We start from the raw sequence: 20018 nt of genomic DNA on the forward strand, positions 1-20018 counted from the left end.
TTTTATGTCATCTTACAACTTGTCACCGAAGAGGTCGCCCAAAGTAGCGGCACCTTCATCTTCTTGTTGGTAAGCTGCAACATCGGCACGTGAAGCACCGTTTGAATCTTGGTTATCTTCACGCTTGTTAGCAGGCTTTTCTTCCAAAGCCTTCATTGACAATGAGATACGTTCTTCTTGTGGCTTAACGTCCAAGACTTGTACCTTAACCTTGTCACCTGACTTCAAAACGTCAGCTGGGTTTTCAACACGCTTGTGTGAAATTTGTGAAACGTGAACCAAACCTTCGATACCAGGGAAGATTTCAACGAAAGCACCGAAGTCCTTAACGCGCTTAACAGTTCCTTCAAGAACAGTACCAGCTGGTGCCTTTTCAGCAACTTCATCCCAAGGTCCTGGTTGAGTTGCCTTGATTGACAATGAAATACGTCCACGTTCAGTATCCAAGGCCAAAATCTTAACGTTAACCTTTTCACCCTTTGACAATACGTCAGCTGGGTTCTTAACACGGTCGTGTGAGATTTCAGAAACGTGAACCAAACCGTCAACGCCACCCAAATCAACGAATGCACCGAAGTCAGTCAAACGAGCAACAGTACCTTCAACAACTTCACCAACAGTCAAACGTGAGAAGGCTTCTTGCAACTTTTCAGCACGTTCTTGTGCGGCAACAGCCTTACGTGACAAGATCAAACGAGCCTTGGCTGGGTCGATTTCGATAACTTCAGCCTTGATGTCTTGTCCCTTAAATTGGTTCAAATCAGAAACGAAGCGTTCTGCAACCATTGATGCTGGAACGAATCCGCGGATTCCTTGTACATCAACAATCAAACCACCGCGAACGGCGTTCAAAACAGTTGCATCAACTACATCGCCTTCAGCAAATGAGAGCTTTTCCCATGCCTTGCGGGCTTCCAAACGCTTCTTTGACAAGAGGTATGCAACCCCTTCCTTGTCTGAAGTTACGTTAGAAACAACAACAGTTTCAATTGTGTCTCCAACCTTCAAGTCGTCGGCCAAGTTGACGCTACGATCGTCAGAGTACTCACGCGCTGGCACAACTCCTTCTTCACCGGTATGCAAACCGATAACCGCTTGGTTATCGTTGTCGATGGCCAAAACTTCACCAGTTACGACATCCCCTACCTTAATTTGATCAGCACTTTCAAGAGCTGCTAGTAATTCGCTGTTTGTATCACTCATGACGTCAAACGTCCTCCTACATTTACACTTATAAGGGTATTTTATCAGAGCTTCGAGACTTTTCCTAGTATTAATTAGAAAAAAATTAACTGATTCGTAATAATTAATCAAAACTCGTGCTCGAACCACACACTTATTACTTACATTTTAGCAGATTTTTTACTATTTTAGCAAGAAAAAAGCACCAAGCTTTAGGCTTGATGCTCTTCGATAATTGTTTTGATTTTAGAAACGACACCGTCAATGCTAATACCCGTTGTATCAACTTCAATGGCATCCTTTGCTTTAACAAGTGGTGAAATGGCACGGTGTGAATCCTTGTAGTCACGCTCTTCAATTTCTTTCTTGAGCGTTTCGAGATCAACATCCATCCCCTTGGCCTTGTTTTCCTTGTAACGACGCTCGGCACGTTCAGCAACCGATGCAATCAAGAAAATCTTAACCTGGGCGTTTGGAAGAACGGTCGTTCCAATGTCACGACCATCCATAATCACTGGGTTTGATTCGGTCATTTCACGCTGCTTATTAACCAAGTCCGCTCGGACAGCTGCGTATGAAGAAACTAGTGAAACGTTATTGGTAATCTCAGTTGAACGAATCTCTTCCGTGACTTCCTCACCATTCAAGAAAACCTTTTGTACGGGAGTGCCAGGCTTGAAATCAATGGTAATTCCTGGCAACAAAGCAGTGATTCCGGCTTCATCATCATAAGAAAGACCCGCCTTCTTAGCAGCAACAGTGATTGCTCGGTACATGGCACCAGTATCTACATAAACATAATGTAGTTGGTTAGCCAGTATTTTAGCAATCGTTGACTTTCCGGCTGAAGCCGGTCCATCAATAGCAACTTGGAAAAAAGCGGGTTTTGTCATGATTAATTTACTACCTTCAATTACTTAATCTTCAATGCTTGTCCAGCATATTGAGAATAGTTTGTCGTGGTTACGCCAGGGTTTAATGCACAAATATTAGCTGGTGAGGTATTGTGTGTAATCGCAAAGTTGTACAAAGTCTGATTAGCTGCTAGAACAGCAGTATCAGCATTCGCTGCGGTTGCAGCAGCCTGTTGTTCAGATGAAGCAGCTGCAGCAGATGATGAAGCTGAGCTTGCAGCAGCTGATGAACTGCTATCAGCGGTATCTGATGACGCTTGGGTAGCATCTGATGATGAGCTGGCTGTGCTTGCCTGCTTGCTATGCTTTGGCTTATCTGATGAAGACGTACTTGTCTTCGTCAACTTTGGTTGATTCTTCATCATACCGTAGACTGGCGCTGAAGCTAACAAGAACAAGGAAAGGAAAACCAAGAAGACGACGAGGCCACCATGGTTCTTCTCCTGCTTTTGCTTATTTTCTTTTTTAGGTCCATCAAATCGGTTCTTACGTGATAGAACGACACCTTCGTTATTCATTGGGTATGCCTCCAATTTCATTCGTATTTTCAGTCTAACACGAATTAGTTGGAGAAATTGATAACCTTTTCTTAAGGTTGAAAGACTTTCTTAAAAGGTGCTAAGACCGATAAAGTCGCGTAACTCGCCACGTACCAAACAATACCCTCAATCAGGTTGAATGGTAGGACCATTCCCCATAGGTAAACCTTGATTCCAATGAACTTCGCAATGTCAAAGTGTGCCATTGATGAATAGAGCGGAATTGCCCAAATGATATTCATCATAATAGCGACCAGGGTCATCAGTGCCATCGCGGCAATCAAAGCCAGCACTTGCTTCAAAAATGGATACTTACTTAAGACCTGTACTTTCCAGATCAATGCAATGGCTAAAACGAAAGCGATAGCAACGGCCAAGTTCACCGGCATCCCGATGTAGGTGTTCACCCCTTCATTGAAAATCACAATTTTCAATATTGTTCGAACAACCAGCACTAATACCGCTGAACTCAATCCATACCAGGACAGTGCTAGGAAGACTGGCACAATTGAAAAGTCAATTTTCAAAAAGGATGCCGCTGGTAGAATGGCAATCTTAGGGAAGATGGTGAGGGCAAAGGAAATTGCCGTCAGAGCTGCTAAGATGGTTAAACGTTTTGTCGCGTGATGTGTCATTTTTCACTCCTTTGGCCATAAAAAAAGGCCGATATCTCACGCGGGGCAAAATAAAGGCCAGCTAAAAAGAGCTGTCTTTAAACTTCTTTATACCCGACTGTACGGTCGGCTTTGGATTCGAACCAAATCAACTGTTAAATAACAGGTCACGGGCTTATCAGTAAAAACTGCTTCACCGCCGGTTGGGATTTTCACCCGACCCCGAAGTTTTATTAAGTTACGTTTTTTATTCTAGCACAGGTAATCGTAATTACAATACAAAATCAAACAAAAAGGAACGCTATCAGCGCTCCAATTTAAAATATCAATTACTTACGGCGAAGGAAGCGGTAGTCCCCTGCTTTCAAGCGCTTTACTTCATCGTGAGAAATATCGCGGTAGTCCCCTGGCTGCAAACCAACCAAATCAAGGAAGGCATAGCGGTCACGACGGAGCTTCTCAACTGGGTAGCCCACCTTGAAAAGCATATCCTTTACTTGGTGGTTACGACCTTCGTGAATGGTCAACGTGATAAAGGAAACCTTACGGTCATGATCGACCTGTTCAATGGCAACCTTGGCTGGTGCCGTCCGCCGGCCCTTTAACATGATGCCCTTCTTCAAAGGCGCCAGGTCAGCCATGTTGGCAATACCCTTGACTTTGGCGGTATAAACTTTATCAACCCGTCCCTTTGGATGCATCAATTGGTTCGCTAATTCCCCATCGTTGGTCATTATCAAGGCACCCGTTGTATCGTAATCCAATCGTCCAACTGGGTAGATACGGGCATCAACGTCTCTCAATAAATCAACCACGGTCTGGCGACCCTTATCGTCGGATGCAGTGGTCACAACCCCGCGGGGCTTATTCAACAAGTAATAAACCTTCTTTTCAGAGCCATCGATTGGTACACCGTCAACTTTAACTTCGTCGCCTGGTTGAACCTTCGTTCCAAGCTTTGAAACGAGTTCACCGTTCACTTCCACGCGGCCTTCAAGAATAATCTTTTCAGCCCCTCGCCGTGAAGCAACACCAGCTTGGGCCATTACTTTTTGTAAGCGTTCACCATTTTCTGCCATGTCGTCCCTCCTTTTTACTCATCGTCTTTATCTTCTAAATTTAAATCATTGCGCTTTTGACTAGCTACTTCGTTCTGTTCGTCTTCATTTTCATCATGAACCGTATCGCCCTCTTCATCAATTTCATCAAAAAGTGCGAGTTCATCACGCTGTTCATCCGAAAGAATCACATCGCGGATATCTGGTAATTCAGGCAAATCAGCCAGTGAGCCAAGGCCAAAGTAATCCAAGAAATCCGGCGTCGTCCCGTAGAGAATTGGTCGTCCGACCTCTTCCTTGCGGCCAACCGCCTCAATCAATTGGTGCAGTTGCAGTTTCTGCAGGGTTCCAGCTGAGCGGACACCACGGATTTGATCAATCTCAACTCGGGTAATTGGCTGCTGATAAGCAACAATCACCAGCGTTTCCAACTGGGGTTGGGTTAGTTTACTATTGACTGGTAAATCAAAGTACTTTGACACCAATTTACCATAGGCAGGCTTGGTTACCAGCACGTACCGGCCATCTGCCGAGCGAATAGTCAAAGGGCCTTCCGCATCGTTTAACTTCTGCCAGAGTTCATCGACCAATCCAGGAATGGCGCCCTTTTCATAATCAGTTAACTTAGCCAATTCAGCAGCTGAAAGGCCATCTTCCCCCGCCACAAAGAGCAGGGCTTCAATTTGCGAAATCGCGTTCATGTTTCACCGCTTTAATTAAAATCTCGTCGTCTAAATCCGCCTGCCAGATGGTCAACTTCTTCTCTTTGGACATTTCTAGCAAGCCCAAAAAGGTCATCACCAAACGATCAGCATAATACAAGCCATCGAATAGTTCTGTAAAAGTCAAAGACTCGTCATCAGGCAAAGCTGCCAACTTCGTTTCAATGGTCTTAATCCCATCACCAATCGTGTAACTGTCCGAACGGACCTGACGGGTTCTAGGCACTAAGTCCTTTTGACGGGCAATCACGTTGTCAAAGGCCAACTGCAAATCCACCAGGGACAAACCAGGTGCCAAAGTCAGCTGCCGTTCTTCTTCCGGCGTTTCATCCACTAGGGCTGGTCGGCCAAAGGACTTCATCCCCACTTCCTGCCGTTCATCGAAGAAGCCGGTTGCCTGCTGGTAACGTTGGTAAACCAAAAGGCGGTTAATCAATTCTTGCTTCGGATCGAGTTCATCCTCGTCCGATAACTCATCCTCAATTTCAGGTTGAGGTAATAAGTCATTGGACTTAATACGAATCAACTTCGCCGCCATCACCAAGTACTCAGCCGCAACATCCAACTGCATGGCCTGCTGCTTTTTGATGAAAGCCAGGTACTGCTCGGTCACCTGAGCAATTGGTAGGGATAAAATATCCATTTCATGCTTTTTAATCAGGTGCAAGAGCAGGTCCAAGGGACCCTCAAAGTCTGTGATTTTAATTGTTAAATCAGCCGGCTTAATAATGCTTTCTCCACTTATCAATGGCAGTCTGTGTATCAAAAGTCCCAACTAAGGTACGGTCAGGATAACGCTCCTGTAGGTCAGAAAGCATCTGTGCCTGCGTAGCCTTCTTCGGTGAGCCAGGCGTTACCACAACGTGACGGACCAGAACGACTTTTTCTTCATAGAGCTCATAACCCAGCAAGCCCGTAATTGGGTCGTGGGGTTCATCTTGAAAGAAATAAAGGTAGTAGCCATCCTGCTTATAAGCTTCCATGGTTTCGTTAAGGTACTTGACGTTCCTTAAATCCGGTACCAGTGAAAAGAGACCCATAATGGTCTTTTCATCATCTGCTCTTGGCTGAACTAACATATGTCCTCCTATGCTCGTGGGTGATACTGGTCGTAAACTTGCGTTAGACGCCCCTTGGAAATGTGGGTGTAAATTTGAGTGGTCGAAATGTCGGAGTGGCCCAACAGTTCTTGCACAATTCGTAGGTCTGCACCGTTCTCTAAAATGTGTGTGGCAAAGGAGTGGCGTAAGGTGTGGGGTGACACATCCTTTTCAATGCCGGCCTCTTTGACTAACTTCTTAATCAACTGCCAAACACCCTGTCGGCTAATCGGACGACCGTGATCATTTAAAAAAATTTGGTCGGCCTTTTTATCTTTTAAGAGTTTAGGCCTCGAATCACGTAGGTAGGTCTTGAGCCAGTCGACGGCTACCTCACCCACCGGAATAATCCGTTCCTTGTCGCCCTTTCCAATTGTTTGGATTAAAGACATATCTAAGTGCAAATCGGCCAGCGTCAAGTTCACCAGCTCCGAGACACGCAGTCCCGTGGCATACATTAACTCCAGCATGGCCTTATTCCGAATTCCCAATGTTTTGGTCAAATCCGGTACATCCAGTAAGCGATCCACTTCCTCAATCGTTAGAACGGCTGGCAAGTGCTGGGCCTTCTTCGGTGGTTTGATATTTTGCATGGGGTCATGGGCCACAAGCCCCTCTTTTTTCAAGTAAGAGAAGCACTTCCTTAAGGTTGTGACCATCCGGGCGACCGAAGTATTCGCTCGTCCCTTGGCACGTAACTGGTTCAAAAAAGTCAAAACCAAGAGGTGGTCAACATCCTGCACTGTTTTATGCTGCTCTTCTAAAAACTTTGTAAAAGTCGTTAGGTCTTGCTGGTAGGCCTTGACCGTGTTTTGAGACAAACCACGTTCCACCTGAATGACCCGTAAGTAATCGGCCATTTCCTGCGGTAACATTAGTTGCCCAATCCCTTGTCCGTCAAGCGGATACCATCGTCAACCATCTCGATCAAACGGTCCTTGTACAAGCGACCCAAGGCACGCTTAAACTGGCCCTTGGAGAAGCCAAATTGGGCTCGAATATCTTCGGGCGCAGACTTGTCGTTAAATGGCAGAAAGTGCTCGGACTTACGTTGCAACTGCAAGAGCAAGAACTGGGCATCTTCGTCCATGACCTTGTAAGCCAATGGCTTTAATGACAAGTTAATCACGCCACGGTCGTTGACACCCAAGACACGTCCTTCGATCACTTCACCCAAGCGAGGTTCCACTTCACGTTCTGAAGGATGGATGAAACCAAGGCAGTAGTTATCCGTAATGACCAGTGTTCCCACCAACTTGTTACGGTAAACCGTGGCCTTAATCTTATCACCCTTCTTAATACCAGCACCCAAACGGGCCTGGCGGGAAACGGCTTGAATGATATCCTGTTGGGCTGGCTTTCCCCAAAGGCGGCCCTTGTTATCTTCCTTGATTGAAAGCAACAAGCGGTCACCCTTCTTTGGCCAGAGTTCCTTCATCGTTGGCAAATCATCCAACGAAACAGCTAGGTCCTTGTTGGCCAAACCAATGTCCACGAAAATTCCAAGGTCGGAACGTGCTTGCACGACTTTGCCCCAAGAATACTGATCCTTTTGGACATCTGGCACCGCTTTTGTAATCTGCAAGCGGTGGTCTTCATTTTGATAGGCAAAGCCAGTGACGTAGCCACCAATTTTAAGGGGCTTCATCAACTCGTCTTTATCAATTTCGTAAGTGTGACCCCCGTCGGTTTGAGCGTAAAAGTACTCACCGTTTTCGTCGGTCACCTTGGCCTTAATAATCTGTCCTAATTGTTCGTTCATGATTTTCTCCAAACTTCTTATTCTATAAAAGTCAAAAAAGCGGGGTCTCCCCTGCTTTTCCGTCTGACTCCTTCAGGCAGGGCTTAGTTAGCCAACGCCTTCTTTACTGTGTCTGCGACAACTTTACCGTCGGCGCGACCCTTAGTCTGAGCAGAAACGATGCCCATAACCTTACCCATGTCCTTAGGTGAAGTAGCGCCCGTCTTTTCAATGGCAGCAGCAACCACTTCCTTGATTTCGTCTTCTGAAAGTTGGGCTGGCAAGTACTTTGCCAATACGTCCAATTCAGCTTGTGTATCAGCGGCCAAATCTTCACGGCCACCTTCCTTGAATTCAGCGATTGATTCCTTACGCTGCTTCACTTCACGTGACAAAACGCTCAATTCTTCCTCTTCAGTCAAGTCGTGACCTAAGTTGATTTGTTCGTTCATGACAGCGGACTTAATTTGGCGGACAACTGCCAAAGTCTTCTTGTCCTTGGCCTTCATCGCCGTCTTCATATCTTCTTGTACTTGCGCTAATAAGCTCATTCCACCCACTCCTTTTAAAAAGTATCTATAGTTATTTATAGTTTACCACGGAGGCACAAAAAAAACGCCACAAAGTGGCGTTTTTACAAACGAATTAACGCTTGTTCTTCTTCTTGTTGCGCTTACGTGCAGCTTCAGACTTCAACTTACGTTCAACTGAAGGCTTTACGTAAAATTCACGCTTCCGGTATTCTTGGAGAGTACCGTCCTTAGAAACACCACGCTTGAAACGGCGCAATGCATCATCCAAAGATTCGTTCTTACGAACAATGACCTTTGCCATGCGATTCCCCTCCTTTCCGGCATTTTATTTCGTCTATACGATATGCACTTGAACCTTAATATTATCTCAAGGCAACATCTAAAAGTCAAGAATTTCACAGAACTTTTTTAGCTTTTCTTTTTAAAGATTAAAACAAGCAGTGTTGCCACTGTGAGGACCGCTGTAATCACACCATAAACCCCAATTCCCGGTTGGCTACCGCCAAAGGAAGAAAAACCTTCCAAGAAGGAAACAATGGCTGGTGCGAAGGCCGTTCCCATGTTACAGCCGACCAGTAAAATCGAATTAGCTAGTCCGTCTTCGACTTTCGCCACGTGACTGTCTACCATGTCAAAGATATAGGTTCCAGCTAATGGATAAGCTAAACCGATAATGCCAACAGCCAAACTCAAGGACCAAATATCACTAGCAAAGTTCATCAAAATCGTACCAACCGACATGCAGAGAAGGCCAGCCACTAAAACGTACTTCTTAATCGCTTTAAAGGTTGCGCCAAAGAGAAAGCCCATTAGCATGGAGGCAATCGTGTAACCCGTGATAATTAGCGAGGCTGTCGTCCCGTTTCCAATATCATTCATTACCACCACGGATGGGGTCAAGACATTGACAATTGCCATTCCAATCGTCAAGAAGCCACAGAAGAGTGCCGGCCAAACAATTTCCCAGGATAGCTTGGACTTACTCTTCTTTTTTCCCTTCTTTGGCATCTGATATTCGGGTACGACTTTCCAAAAGCCCAGTAAAACAATGAAGATAAAGGCGTAGGCCAAGAAGGAGGCCTGCCAGGAAATATTTAACAAGAACCCAGCCAGCAAATTAATGACACAAACACCGATGGGCTCGAAGGCGGAACGGTCCCCTAACATTTGCGCCTGATCATCCCCCTCGTAATAAAGGTTAACTAAGGTAATGGCTAAAGAATTGGTCATCCCAATCCCAATTCCAAATATAATTCGTGCTAATAGAATTAACCAGATGTTGTCCATCATAACTGGCGCAACACCCGCAACTCCCATCAGCACCATTCCGATTAGGACGATTTTCTTAATACCGAAACGGTTGGCCAATCGACTCGAAAACAGTAAAACAATAAAGGCCGGAATCTGCTGAATCGTAGCCACCATGTCGATGAGCGTGGTCGGATAATTTAAAAACTCATCATGCATGGCTGGTAGCGCTGGTGAAATCGCGGTCCCAGATGTAATAACTAAGGAAACGGCTAAAATCCAAAAACGATGTGAGACTTTTTTCGGATCCCAAGTTTTATTTTTCTTAGACATAAAAAAAACTCCTCCAAAGTAATCATCACTTTTATTGTAACGCTACTTTGGAAAAGTTCTAAATTATTGCGATATACAATTTAATTATGTTTCAAAAAAGGAAAGGCGTATTTATGGAAAAAAGCAATCAGCTCACCGTTAGCCACCAGTGCCAACACAGTTCCAATTTGAATACCAACCCACTCGCCTTCTCTAAAGAAGACCAGGATAATGATCAACACAGCCGGCAAAAAGGCTAGCAATTGCCCCTTCCAAACATTTCCATCGAAGAAACGGCTGGCCAAAATATCCGTTAAGGAATCCGTCGGGTACATCCAGAGATTGGCCCGTTGGTAAAAGGAGGTACCAAGACAGACCACGACAATGCCGAGTAGAACTAGTAACACCCGCGCCCCCTCAGAGGTCATATAGCCGTGCAAGAAGGACAAGTGACGAACAAAAAACTGAATCAACTCACTAAAGAAGAAGACAAATACTAATTCGCCAGACAGGTAAAACCAGGAAAAGTGGCCTTGTAGGATAATGTTGGCCAGAATAACCAGACAGCCGATACTGAATAAGATGACGTTCAGTGGTAGGTCTGTCACTCGGTCAATTCCTAGCGAGGCCGCGGTCCAAATCCCGTTCCCCGCCCCCGATAGAATAGTAAAGGAATTCCCTAAGGTAACCAAAAATAGCCCCAGTAAAAAGAAGCAGTACCTTGTAATTAATCGATTCTTCACGTGTTTGTCTCCCAAACTTTCTTGATAATGAACAAGTATAAAATCAAACAGTTGCATTTGCAACTGTTTGTGTTAAACTATTTTTACCCATTAATTTATTTTTGAGAGCAAGGCCATTAGCTGCTCCTTCTCTTCCGAGTTCAAAGCGGCTAACTTGTCAAAGACATCGTCGTGTTCAATCTGGATAACTTTTTGGTAGATCATCTTCCCCTGTTCAGTGGAATAAAGCTGTTTGAAATTACGGTTTTTCTCACCAGCGACTTTTTCAATGTAACCGCGGTCCTCGAGCTTCTTTAATGCCCGACTCAACGTGGTTTTATCAATTTGAATGAGAGTCGCAAGCTCAGATTGCGTCAATCCCTCGTGTTCAACAATACGAACCAGGTACAAGAAAAGATTATTCGCTAATCCAAATTCTTGAACTTCGTGGTTCATCATCATCATGGCACGACGAGAAATGGCACCCATTTGACGGAAGATATCATATTCAAGCATTGTGCTTACCTCAGTGTTCTATAGTTGCATCTGCAACCACCAGTATACTAAAAATTAAAAAGGATGTAGAAATATGTGGATAGCAAAACCTTTTGAAGAACTCACGTTAGATGAATTTTTCGCCTGTGAGAAACTCCGTCTCGATACCTTTGTCGTCGAGCAAGGAATCAAATACTGTGACCTCGATGAAACCGATAAAGAAGCCTACCACATCGCCTACATCGAAAACGATGTCTGCCTGGCATACGCCCGACTTTTTAAAGCCAATGGTCACCCCCACTTTGGTCGCGTCGCAACCGCCCTTGCCGCCCGTGGCAAGGGTTACGGTGGTGAACTAATTCGTCAAATCTTAGCAAAGTCCGAGGCCCTCTGGCCCGGCGAAAAAATCGAAATCGAGGCTCAGCACCAAGTTGTCGGCCTCTACAAAAAGTTCGGTTTCGAATCCGTTGGCGACACCTTCGTTCTCGAAGGCATTGTCCACCAAAAGATGGTTCAAAAATAAAGAAAACGAGCAGTCCAATCGGATTGCTCGTTTTTTATTCAATATTTATGGTTCCGGTTCAAAGAAGCGACCACCGGTGTGATCGACCTTTGATTCGGAGTAAAAGGCGTGCTTGTCAACCTCGTGAATAGCTTCGCGGAGGTCAGGCAACTCATGCTGGGTCACAACGGTCAAGACCACGGACTTGTTCTTACCCGTATAGCCACCGTGCGCGGCATCGATAATCGTTACCCCACGACGCATCTTCCGTTGAATGTGCTCGCACATTTCCTCTGGACGGTCCGTGACAATCATCTCTTGGACTTGCTGCTGTTGCTTGTAGAAGACGTCGATGAAGTGGGCGGAAACGACAACCCCAATGATAGAGTACAAAGCGTACTGCCAACCATAGGTTAAGCCGGCCCCAATCATAATCAAGGCGTTAAAAGCCAAGTTAACGGATCCAACCTTCGTATGGAACTTCAACTTGAAAAGCATCCCAATGATGTCCAATCCACCGGTTCCAACCCCACAGCGTAGCGCAGTTCCAACGGCCATTCCGTTCAAGCCACCACCGAAGATGGCACAGATCAAAGGGTCTGGCGTTAGAACCGTCTTCGTCGCAAAGACTGGCACGAACAAGGCCGAGAGTGCGACGGCCAGTGCTGTAAAGATGGCAAAGCGCCGGGAAAGCTTAAAGGCGGCAATCACCAGCAGTGGTAAGTTGGCCGCGGCGATTCCCCAGGAAACCGAGATACGACCATCGGTCAGCGTGTCAATTAACTGGGCCAAACCGGTAAAGCCGGATGAATAAATGTGGCCGGGCTTCCAAAAATAGTTCAGGGCGATGGCCAAGATGACACCGTATAGAACGGCCCCCATGAACTGGTGGTAGTAATAATGATCTAGTTTTTTTTCAACTTTGGCTAGCATGTTCTTTTGCTAAGTTAACTTTGGCCAATGACCGTTAGTCCCTAGCATCGTTTGACCAAATAGCAGCCTGGTCCTTGGCTGGTTCATGGCATAGGCATGAACTACCCTTATATTCTAACAAGACTAAGATAAAATTGGGAATAAAATTCAAAAATGTACCAAAAATATATATTTGTCACATAAAAACCTATATAAAAACGCTCCCTACCGGTCGCTGTGACCGCCGTAGAAAGCGTTTTCTGTGTCTATTATAAGTTTACTTATCTTCTGAAGTTTCTTCGTCTGCTTCCAATCCCAATTCAGCTAATTGCTTAGCATCAACTGGTGTTGGCGCTTCCGTCATTGGTTCAGTGGCTTTTGAGTTCTTAGGGAAGGCAATCACTTCACGAATGTTGTCTTGTCCGGCAAGCAACATGGCCAAACGGTCCAAACCAAGGGCGATGCCACCCATTGGTGGGAAACCGTATTCCATGGCTTCAAGCAAGAATCCGAAGGCCTCTTCGGCTTGTTCGTGCGTGAAGTCCAAGGCACGGAGCATCTTTTCTTGGATGTCCATGCGGTGGATACGGATTGAACCTGATCCCAATTCGTAACCGTTCAAGACCAAGTCATAAGATTGTGCATGGGCCTTGTGTGGGTCTTCCCCTTCATCCAAGTAGTGCAAATCTTCTTCGTTTGGCATCGTGAATGGGTGGTGGGCCGCAATCCAACGGTCGAAGTCTTCTGAGTATTCGAAGAGTGGCCAGTCAACAATCCAGGCAAAGCGCCATGGTGTGGCCGTATCAATCAAGTTCAATTCCTTGGCCGTCAAGCGACGCAAAGCATCCAATGAAGCAGCCACGATGTCAGCACGGCCGGCACCGAAGAGCATTAAGTCCCCTGCCTTTGCATCAGCAGCTGCGACCAATGCCTTGGCTGCGTCATCGTCAAAGAACTTGGCGATTGGACCAGTCAAGCCATCGTCTGTGACTTTCAACCAAGCCAAGCCCTTGGCACCGAAACGTTCGATGTATTGACCAAGCTTATCAATGTCCTTACGTGAGTAGTGGTCAGCAGCGCCAGGAACGGCCAAGGCCTTCACAACGCCACCGTCCTTAACAGCGTTGGCAAAGACACCAAAGTCAGAGTCCTTCACAACGTCTGACAAGTCCTTGATTTCAAAAGGAATACGCAAGTCAGGCTTGTCAGTACCGAAACGGTCCATTGATTCCTGCCAAGTCAAGCGTTCGATGTCTTCCAACTTCAAGTCGTAGTTGACAACGTCCTTCATGATTTGTTGTACCCAGTGGCCAACCAAGCCTTGGATTTCAGAAGCGTTCAAGAATGACGTTTCCAAATCGAGTTGAGTAAATTCTGGCTGACGATCCCCACGCAAATCTTCGTCACGGAAGCAACGGGCGATTTGGAAGTAACGGTCAAAGCCAGCCCCCATCAACAACTGCTTAAAGAGCTGTGGTGACTGTGGCAAAGCGTAGAAAGAACCTGGGTAGATACGTGAAGGAACCAAGTAGTCACGGGCACCTTCTGGCGTTGACTTTGCCAAGTATGGCGTTTCGATGTTAATGAAGTCATGTTCTTCCATGAAGCGGTAGGCAGAAGACATAATCTTTGAACGAACGCGCAAGTTGTGTTGCATTTCTGGACGGCGAAGGTCCAAGTAACGGTACTGCAACTTCAATTCTTCACCGGCGTTAACGCCATCTTCGATATCGAAGACAGGTGTCTTTGAGTCGGCCAAAATCTTAGCTGATTCCACCTTCACTTCGATGGCACCGGACTTAATCTTGTCGTTCTTCTGAGCGGCGTCACGGGCTACGACTTCACCTTCAACGGCGATCACGTACTCGTTACGAACCTTTTGGGCCACTTCCAAGGCTTCGGCTTGGTCAGCTGAGAAAGTCAACTGAACGATACCTTCACGATCACGAAGATCGATAAAGACCAATTCCCCAAAGTTACGACGCTTTTGTACCCATCCGGCCAAGGTCACTTTTTGGCCGACGTACTTTTCATCAACTAAACCTGCATATGTGGTGCGCTTCATTATTCTGCCTCCTCTGCCACTAATTCAGCAATGACTTTTTCGATTTGTTCACCGACTTTGTTTAAGTCCATATCGGCTTGATGACCAGTAATCATGTCCTTGACCTTGACCTGTCCGGTTGCCACTTCTTGATCACCAATGGTAATCACAAAGCGGGCCTTACGACGGTTAGCAGCCTTAAACTGGGCCTTCATTGAGCGTCCCGCGAAGTCCAAGTCCGCTGAGAAACCAAGGTCACGCAAGTTCGTTGCCAATTCAAGAGTCGTTGCACGACTTTCATCCCCAATGTGGGCCAAGTAGAAGTCCAAGCCAGCATCTTCCAAGTTCAACTGGTCTTGGGCTTCAAGCAAGGCAATCAAACGTTCCACACCAAGTCCGAATCCGATTCCTGGCGTTTCAGGGCCACCGAATTCTTCAACCAAACCAGAGTAACGACCACCACCAGCGATGGTTGCCGCTCCCTTCAAATCAGGGTCGGTTGTCATGACTTCAAAGATAGTGTTGTTATAGTAGTCCAAACCACGAACCATGGTTTGATCGACTTCGTATTGGATACCAAGGTCATCCAAGTAGGACTTCACGGCCGCAAAGTGTTCCTTTGATTCTTCTGACAAGTAGTCAAAAATCTTAGGTGCATCGGCAACGATGACTTGGTCGTTCTTGTCCTTTGAATCCAAGACACGCAGTGGGTTCTTTTCCAAACGAACCTGTGAGTCCTTTGACAATTCCGCTTCGTGTGGCTTCAAGTAGTCAATCAAAGCCTGACGGTAGTTGGCACGTGATGCTTGGTCACCCAAAGTGTTCAAAGCAACCTTGAGATCCTTCAAGCCAAGTGAGGCCAAGAACTTCACAACCATCGTGATTACTTCGGCATCCAAACTTGGTTCCGTTGAGCCAAAGGCTTCCACCCCGATTTGGTGGAACTGACGGAAACGACCAGCCTGTGGACGTTCGTAACGGAACATTGGGCCCATGTAGAACGTCTTGTATGGCTTTTCGTGTTCTGGTCCAAAGAGTTTGTTTTCAACGAAGGCACGGACAACGCCGGCTGTTCCTTCAGGACGCAAGGCCATGTGGCGGTCACCCTTATCGAAGAAGTCATACATTTCCTTTGTCACGACATCGGAGGTATCCCCTGCTGAACGTGAGAAGAGCTCGAATGATTCAAACATTGGCGTGCGAATTTCACCGTAACCATAACGGGAGAAAATCAAACGGGCCTGCTGTTCGATACGCTGCCAGGCGAGAACGTCTTTTCCAAAGAGATCGGCTGTTCCCTTTGGCTTTTGATAATTTGCTTTTGCCATATTGTTATATTGACGCCTATGCGTCGCCTCCATTTATATTCAAACCAGTAACCAAAAAAGCGCCCCTAGAAAACGTAGTTCAACTACATTCTCTAAGGGCGCTTGGGCGCGGTACCACCTTACTTTCGTGTGCATGCACACGCTAGGTATCCTTAACGCGGATAGACGGCTGGGTTAACAGCGCCTCTGTAGGTGTCATGAACAAAGCCTTGCCTGACTTGCAGCAACCGTCAGGTCTCTTTTTCAAGGATTTTTGTTCTTTCCCTATTCATCGGTTATTCGTTGCTCTTATTGTATTGCAGTTTTAAGGGCCCTGTCAAGAAAAATGAAGCCTTCCGACGACTTTTTTCACGAAGTACTCATGAACGCTTCTTCTACCGTTATAATAAAAGAAGCAAAAAGGAGTCAGCATGCAGCGAATTATTCAAAAACTACAACATGATACCCTCTTCTTATTTACAACGGCACTCGTTTTAATCGCTGCTTGTTTCGGGAGCATTCACTTCAAAAACGTCTCCTGGGAAACGGTTGAATCCCTGCTCGCTCTGCTGGGCCTGGTCACCCTGCTGCAGTCTTTGGGTTTCATCGAAGCGCTTGCTCGTTTCTTTATCGAGAAATCTAAGACCAGCCGTGACCTCATCACCGCCATTTTCCTTTTGTCCTTCTTCTCGGCCATGGTTGTGACCAATGACGTTGCTATTCTAACCATTGTTCCACTGACTTTTGCAATGGCTAAAAAAGTAACTTTTCCGACTGTCAAAGTTGCCGCCATGGCGACCGTTTATGCCAACCTCGGTTCGGCGATTTCTCCCATCGGTAACCCGCAAAACATCTTCCTGCTGGCGCACTACCAGAACAGCCCGCTTGACTACGCCATCCCCGCTGCTATACTGACACTCCTCGCGCTGATCTCCATGCCACTCTTTATCAAGCATGTATCCAACCGGCAGCTCCCTACCATCCAAAAAAAATCCGTAATCAAAGAAATGAAGAAGTGGCAGTATTACTTACTGGGCGTTGCTACGTTAGTCATTCTAGCCATCTTAATTAGCCACCATGGGGTTTTACTAGCGTTGATTTTGACCGTCTTGTTGCTAGCCTACTACCATCCCCGCTCCTTCCGAGAGGTTGACTACGGTGTCGTCTTGTCCATCATGAACTTCTTCTTGCTGGTTGGCGCACTAATGGCCATTCCGTCCGTGAAAGAGGCGTTAACGACAATTGGCGAGCACCCCCTCCAACTCCTTGGAACAGGAATCCTGCTTAGCCAGGTAATTTCGAACGTTCCAGTTTCAGCCCTTCTAGCCCCCCTGACCTCCCATGCCAGTGTCCTCTACTTAGCCGTTTCAGTGGGGGCCTTTGGGACCTTGATTGCCTCGCTAGCTAACTTGCTAGCCTTCCGTCAGGTCAAGGCCAACGCCATTGCCCGCGTCCGCCAAAACTTCATCCTGCACTTTACTTATTACAACGTGATTTTCTTGGTGATTGGCTCCTTGCTAGCCGCCCTCTACGTTGCCCTATCCTCACTATAACTAAAAGGAGCTCCCATTCGGGAACTCCTTTTTATCTGTTTATTTTTCAGTTTTCTCTGGTCCCAAAATCTGTCGTACCCGCTTCTGCAAGGCTGGCACAACGTCCTTTTCGTACCAAGGGTTCTTGGCCAACCAGATGTTATTACGTGGGGATGGATGCACGATTGGGAAGTACTTTGGCCAGTACTCTTCGTAGTTACGAATCGTATCCGTAATCTTCGCCGAAGACTTCTGATGCAAGTAGTAGTGCTGTGAATAAGAGCCAACCAGAATCGTCAACTGACGGTCTGCCATTTGTTCGAGCAGTTGGGGATGCCACTTCTCAGCAATGCCCTTACGGGGCGCCTTATCCCCGGACTTAGCCTTGCCGGGATAGTAAAAGTCCATTGGGATTACCCCAATATCACCGGAGTCGTAAAACTCCTCTTTGGAAACCCCCAACCATTCACGCAAGCGGTCCCCGGAAGCATCGTTCCACATGATGCCCGTGTTCTGTACACGCAATCCAGGCGCCTGGCCAATAATCACAATCTTAGCCGTTTTAGGCGCATTAAAAATTGGATTCCAACCTTTATCCGTGAACTCCTTGTTCATCGGATCCGCTTTAATTTCATCAAATAGTGACATAACTCCCCCTCTTCTTAATTTAAAGCCGGGTCATTAGCCTGTGCTGCCGCTTCTACTGCCGTCTGCTTGAAGTAGACTTTATCAGCGTTATTGTATAAAATATCCGCTAGTTCTTCGCCATCGAATAGTCCCGAGGCCACCAACCAGTTCGCTAAATTCTCATAGGAATTAAAGGTTGCTGACCATGGCGAGTCCGTTCCCCAAATCAGGCGCTTAGCCCCCAAAACTTCCTTGGCCAAGGCAACCATTTGCTGGCACTTAGGGTATGGAAAAGTCGTATCAGCCTGAATATCTTGAATAGCCGATAAGTCCACATAGATATTTCGCTTTGATTGGAAGGCATCCAAGGCAGCTTTCAATCGATTCAAATGTTTCTCTGATGGGAAGGACAAATGGCAGACAACGAAGTCTATCATTGGATAACGCGCTGCCAAATTGACAATCGCTTCCGGCTGATAGGAAACCTGCTCGTATGAACCGTAGTCGACCGCCACCGTAAAACCCGGGTAGTCCGCTAAGTAGTGAAAAATTTGACCAACCCGGGCATCCGTATCCAAGCGGAATGGTTCATTACCATGGTAGCCATGTAGGCCACCACCCTGGGAGATTTCAAACTTAATGGCACGGAACCCCAGTTCTTCAACATGTCGTCGAACAATGGCCATCGCCTTATCTGCAAAAGGGTCCACAGAAAAAGCCCCGATGAAGCGTTCTGGATACTTTTTAATCATTTGATAGCTATAGTAATTTTGATAACCATTCAAAGAGCCCTGCAATAGCACAGCCTTTTCAACGTCGGCTTTATCCATGAGCTGCATGGCTGCTTCAGCCGTAAAGGAATCATCCCCAGAATCTTCGGGAATCAACTGGATCACAGTCCCATCATCCCAGATGGCCTTACCATCGCCTAAAGCGTTTAAACGGCCCTTACCGTTCAAACCAGCGATATTTCGGACTAAGTGTAGGTGTCCATCGATTTTCTTCATACCGGCCTCCTGATTAGATAATTTCAATTCCATTGTACACTTTCTAAGCTAATCTGTTTAGATAGTAAAAAGTCCCACCAGCAAGCAAGCCGGTAGGACTTTGAATAACAATTATGAAAAATAGGCCGCATGAATAATCAGCAAAATTGCACCAATTCCAAAGATAATCGTTCCCCAAACTAACTGAGAAATCACGGAACGGTCACCGAAGTACAAACGCAGAAGCGGTGCCGTACTTCCAAAAATCAATACGATAATACCAATAAATACAAGGCCGAGGCCGATGAGTGATAACATGAATAAATCCTTTCATCCGTCTTCATTCGTTGATAATGAACAGTAAAAATTATGACTTAGCCAAGATCTCAGTGCTATCTTCGGCCAACACGTGCCCCTTCATCGCCTTCATCAACTCATTGAGATAAAAGCCGTTCGATAGGTCTAGCTTTTCATCTAGGGCAAAGACGGTCAACGTGTAATCGTGATCACAGTTAGGTGGCATTGGGCCACCATAGTGCTGGGTGATGTTCACACCATAATCAGGATAGAACTTTGAACCAAAGCTATTCTCTCCCTGAATCAAGTCCTTATCGGCACGTGAGCTATCCTCTTCCACCGCCGTCACGGGCCCAAAGCCAGTGGCTAACCAGTGAATGAACGGAAATCCACAGACAGGCACTGCGTCATAATCAATTAAGGTAATGGCTAAGTCCTTGGTCCCTTCGGGCAACTTGTCCACTTTAAATGGAAATGAACAAACCGGAATACCAGAATCGCGGAACGCTTCTGGTGCAAACTTGCCGTACTTATCAGGTAAATAACCAGACATTTCTTTAATCTTCATCATTTACTCCTTTTTGTTCTCTACTAATAGTTTAACAGCAAATGATAAGAATACAATTTAGTA

24 protein-coding genes and 1 riboswitch are annotated in these 20018 nt (G+C 46.2%); of the genes, 2 read left to right on the forward strand and 22 right to left on the reverse strand.

What is annotated here, in order from left to right; genetic code table 11:
• Window positions 1-12: 12 nt before the first annotated feature.
• From rpsA to BMZ93_RS02325, 15 genes are all read right to left on the reverse strand, one after another.
• A complete protein-coding gene (gene rpsA / locus BMZ93_RS02255) occupies window positions 13-1203 on the reverse strand; it encodes a 30S ribosomal protein S1 (protein ID WP_091501786.1) in 1191 nt (396 codons plus the stop codon).
• Between the two features lie 191 nt (window positions 1204-1394).
• Window positions 1395-2075, reverse strand: a complete 681-nt coding sequence (gene cmk, locus BMZ93_RS02260; RefSeq protein ID WP_091501788.1) for a (d)CMP kinase — start codon at window positions 2073-2075, stop codon at window positions 1395-1397.
• Between the two features lie 20 nt (window positions 2076-2095).
• Window positions 2096-2614: a hypothetical protein gene (locus BMZ93_RS02265; protein ID WP_091501790.1), complete on the reverse strand. Its 519-nt coding sequence runs from the start codon at window positions 2612-2614 to the stop codon at window positions 2096-2098.
• 71 nt (window positions 2615-2685) lie between these two features.
• Window positions 2686-3270 carry an ECF transporter S component gene (locus tag BMZ93_RS02270; RefSeq protein WP_091501792.1) on the reverse strand — a complete coding sequence of 195 codons (585 nt, stop codon included), beginning with the start codon at window positions 3268-3270 and terminating at the stop codon, window positions 2686-2688.
• Between the two features lie 76 nt (window positions 3271-3346).
• A riboswitch (FMN riboswitch) is annotated at window positions 3347-3483 on the reverse strand.
• Window positions 3484-3578: 95 nt separating this feature from the next.
• A complete protein-coding gene (locus BMZ93_RS02275; RefSeq protein ID WP_091501793.1) occupies window positions 3579-4328 on the reverse strand; it encodes a pseudouridine synthase in 750 nt (249 codons plus the stop codon).
• A gap of 14 nt (window positions 4329-4342) precedes the next feature.
• Window positions 4343-5008, reverse strand: a complete 666-nt coding sequence (gene scpB / locus BMZ93_RS02280; RefSeq protein ID WP_091501795.1) for an SMC-Scp complex subunit ScpB — start codon at window positions 5006-5008, stop codon at window positions 4343-4345.
• On the reverse strand, window positions 4986-5804 hold the full coding sequence (locus BMZ93_RS02285) for a segregation and condensation protein A (protein ID WP_342027616.1): 819 nt from the start codon (window positions 5802-5804) through the stop codon (window positions 4986-4988). Before BMZ93_RS02285 ends, scpB begins: the two co-directional genes overlap by 23 nt.
• The gene (locus tag BMZ93_RS02290; RefSeq protein ID WP_091501797.1) at window positions 5752-6108 is read right to left on the reverse strand and encodes a hypothetical protein; all 357 of its coding nucleotides are present in this window, start codon (window positions 6106-6108) and stop codon (window positions 5752-5754) included. The genes BMZ93_RS02285 and BMZ93_RS02290 overlap by 53 nt, the downstream gene beginning before the upstream one ends.
• An 8-nt stretch (window positions 6109-6116) precedes the next feature.
• The gene (gene xerD / locus BMZ93_RS02295; protein WP_091501798.1) at window positions 6117-7004 is read right to left on the reverse strand and encodes a site-specific tyrosine recombinase XerD; all 888 of its coding nucleotides are present in this window, start codon (window positions 7002-7004) and stop codon (window positions 6117-6119) included.
• Window positions 7004-7891 carry a CvfB family protein gene (locus tag BMZ93_RS02300; RefSeq protein WP_091501800.1) on the reverse strand — a complete coding sequence of 296 codons (888 nt, stop codon included), beginning with the start codon at window positions 7889-7891 and terminating at the stop codon, window positions 7004-7006. Before BMZ93_RS02300 ends, xerD begins: the two co-directional genes overlap by 1 nt.
• 83 nt (window positions 7892-7974) lie before the next feature.
• Window positions 7975-8421, reverse strand: coding sequence for a GatB/YqeY domain-containing protein (locus tag BMZ93_RS02305; RefSeq protein ID WP_091501802.1), 447 nt, complete (start codon window positions 8419-8421; stop codon window positions 7975-7977).
• A gap of 94 nt (window positions 8422-8515) precedes the next feature.
• Entirely contained in the window at window positions 8516-8704 is a 189-nt protein-coding gene (gene rpsU, locus BMZ93_RS02310; protein ID WP_010690912.1) for a 30S ribosomal protein S21, read from the reverse strand.
• A 107-nt stretch (window positions 8705-8811) separates the two neighbouring features.
• A complete protein-coding gene (locus tag BMZ93_RS02315) occupies window positions 8812-9984 on the reverse strand; it encodes an MFS transporter (RefSeq protein WP_091501804.1) in 1173 nt (390 codons plus the stop codon).
• 80 nt (window positions 9985-10064) lie between these two features.
• Entirely contained in the window at window positions 10065-10706 is a 642-nt protein-coding gene (locus tag BMZ93_RS02320) for a DUF6198 family protein (protein ID WP_143404268.1), read from the reverse strand.
• 90 nt (window positions 10707-10796) lie between these two features.
• Window positions 10797-11201: a MarR family winged helix-turn-helix transcriptional regulator gene (locus tag BMZ93_RS02325; RefSeq protein ID WP_091501807.1), complete on the reverse strand. Its 405-nt coding sequence runs from the start codon at window positions 11199-11201 to the stop codon at window positions 10797-10799.
• 73 nt (window positions 11202-11274) lie between these two features.
• On the opposite strand from BMZ93_RS02325, the gene BMZ93_RS02330 reads away from it, so the two are divergent.
• Window positions 11275-11703: a GNAT family N-acetyltransferase gene (locus BMZ93_RS02330; RefSeq protein ID WP_091501809.1), complete on the forward strand. Its 429-nt coding sequence runs from the start codon at window positions 11275-11277 to the stop codon at window positions 11701-11703.
• Window positions 11704-11748: 45 nt separating this feature from the next.
• Here the strand turns inward: BMZ93_RS02330 and BMZ93_RS02335 are convergent, their stop codons facing one another.
• The 3 genes from BMZ93_RS02335 to hisS form a co-directional block, all read right to left on the reverse strand.
• Complete coding sequence (locus tag BMZ93_RS02335; protein WP_091501811.1) at window positions 11749-12615, reverse strand: YitT family protein; 867 nt, start codon at window positions 12613-12615, stop codon at window positions 11749-11751.
• A 256-nt stretch (window positions 12616-12871) separates the two neighbouring features.
• Window positions 12872-14659: an aspartate--tRNA ligase gene (gene aspS / locus BMZ93_RS02340; RefSeq protein ID WP_091501813.1), complete on the reverse strand. Its 1788-nt coding sequence runs from the start codon at window positions 14657-14659 to the stop codon at window positions 12872-12874.
• The gene (gene hisS, locus BMZ93_RS02345; protein WP_091501814.1) at window positions 14659-15966 is read right to left on the reverse strand and encodes a histidine--tRNA ligase; all 1308 of its coding nucleotides are present in this window, start codon (window positions 15964-15966) and stop codon (window positions 14659-14661) included. The genes aspS and hisS overlap by 1 nt, the downstream gene beginning before the upstream one ends.
• Before the next feature lie 410 nt (window positions 15967-16376).
• Between hisS and BMZ93_RS02350 the strand changes: the two genes are divergently transcribed.
• Window positions 16377-17498 (forward strand): SLC13 family permease, encoded by a 1122-nt coding sequence (locus BMZ93_RS02350; RefSeq protein WP_091501816.1) that lies wholly within the window; start codon window positions 16377-16379, stop codon window positions 17496-17498.
• 39 nt (window positions 17499-17537) lie between these two features.
• On the opposite strand, the gene BMZ93_RS02355 is transcribed toward BMZ93_RS02350, so the two are convergent.
• The 4 genes from BMZ93_RS02355 to BMZ93_RS02370 all read right to left on the reverse strand — a co-directional run bounded on the left by BMZ93_RS02355 (window position 17538) and on the right by BMZ93_RS02370 (window position 19955).
• Entirely contained in the window at window positions 17538-18125 is a 588-nt protein-coding gene (locus BMZ93_RS02355; protein WP_091501818.1) for a uracil-DNA glycosylase family protein, read from the reverse strand.
• Between the two features lie 14 nt (window positions 18126-18139).
• Window positions 18140-19111, reverse strand: coding sequence for an amidohydrolase family protein (locus BMZ93_RS02360; RefSeq protein ID WP_091501821.1), 972 nt, complete (start codon window positions 19109-19111; stop codon window positions 18140-18142).
• A 111-nt stretch (window positions 19112-19222) separates the two neighbouring features.
• Window positions 19223-19408 (reverse strand): hypothetical protein, encoded by a 186-nt coding sequence (locus tag BMZ93_RS02365; RefSeq protein ID WP_091501822.1) that lies wholly within the window; start codon window positions 19406-19408, stop codon window positions 19223-19225.
• A gap of 49 nt (window positions 19409-19457) precedes the next feature.
• Complete coding sequence (locus BMZ93_RS02370) at window positions 19458-19955, reverse strand: YbhB/YbcL family Raf kinase inhibitor-like protein (RefSeq protein WP_091501824.1); 498 nt, start codon at window positions 19953-19955, stop codon at window positions 19458-19460.
• Between the last annotated feature and the right edge of the window lie 63 nt (window positions 19956-20018).

The organism is Fructobacillus durionis, assembly GCF_900112405.1.
In the GTDB taxonomy this organism is placed as follows: domain Bacteria; phylum Bacillota; class Bacilli; order Lactobacillales; family Lactobacillaceae; genus Fructobacillus; species Fructobacillus durionis.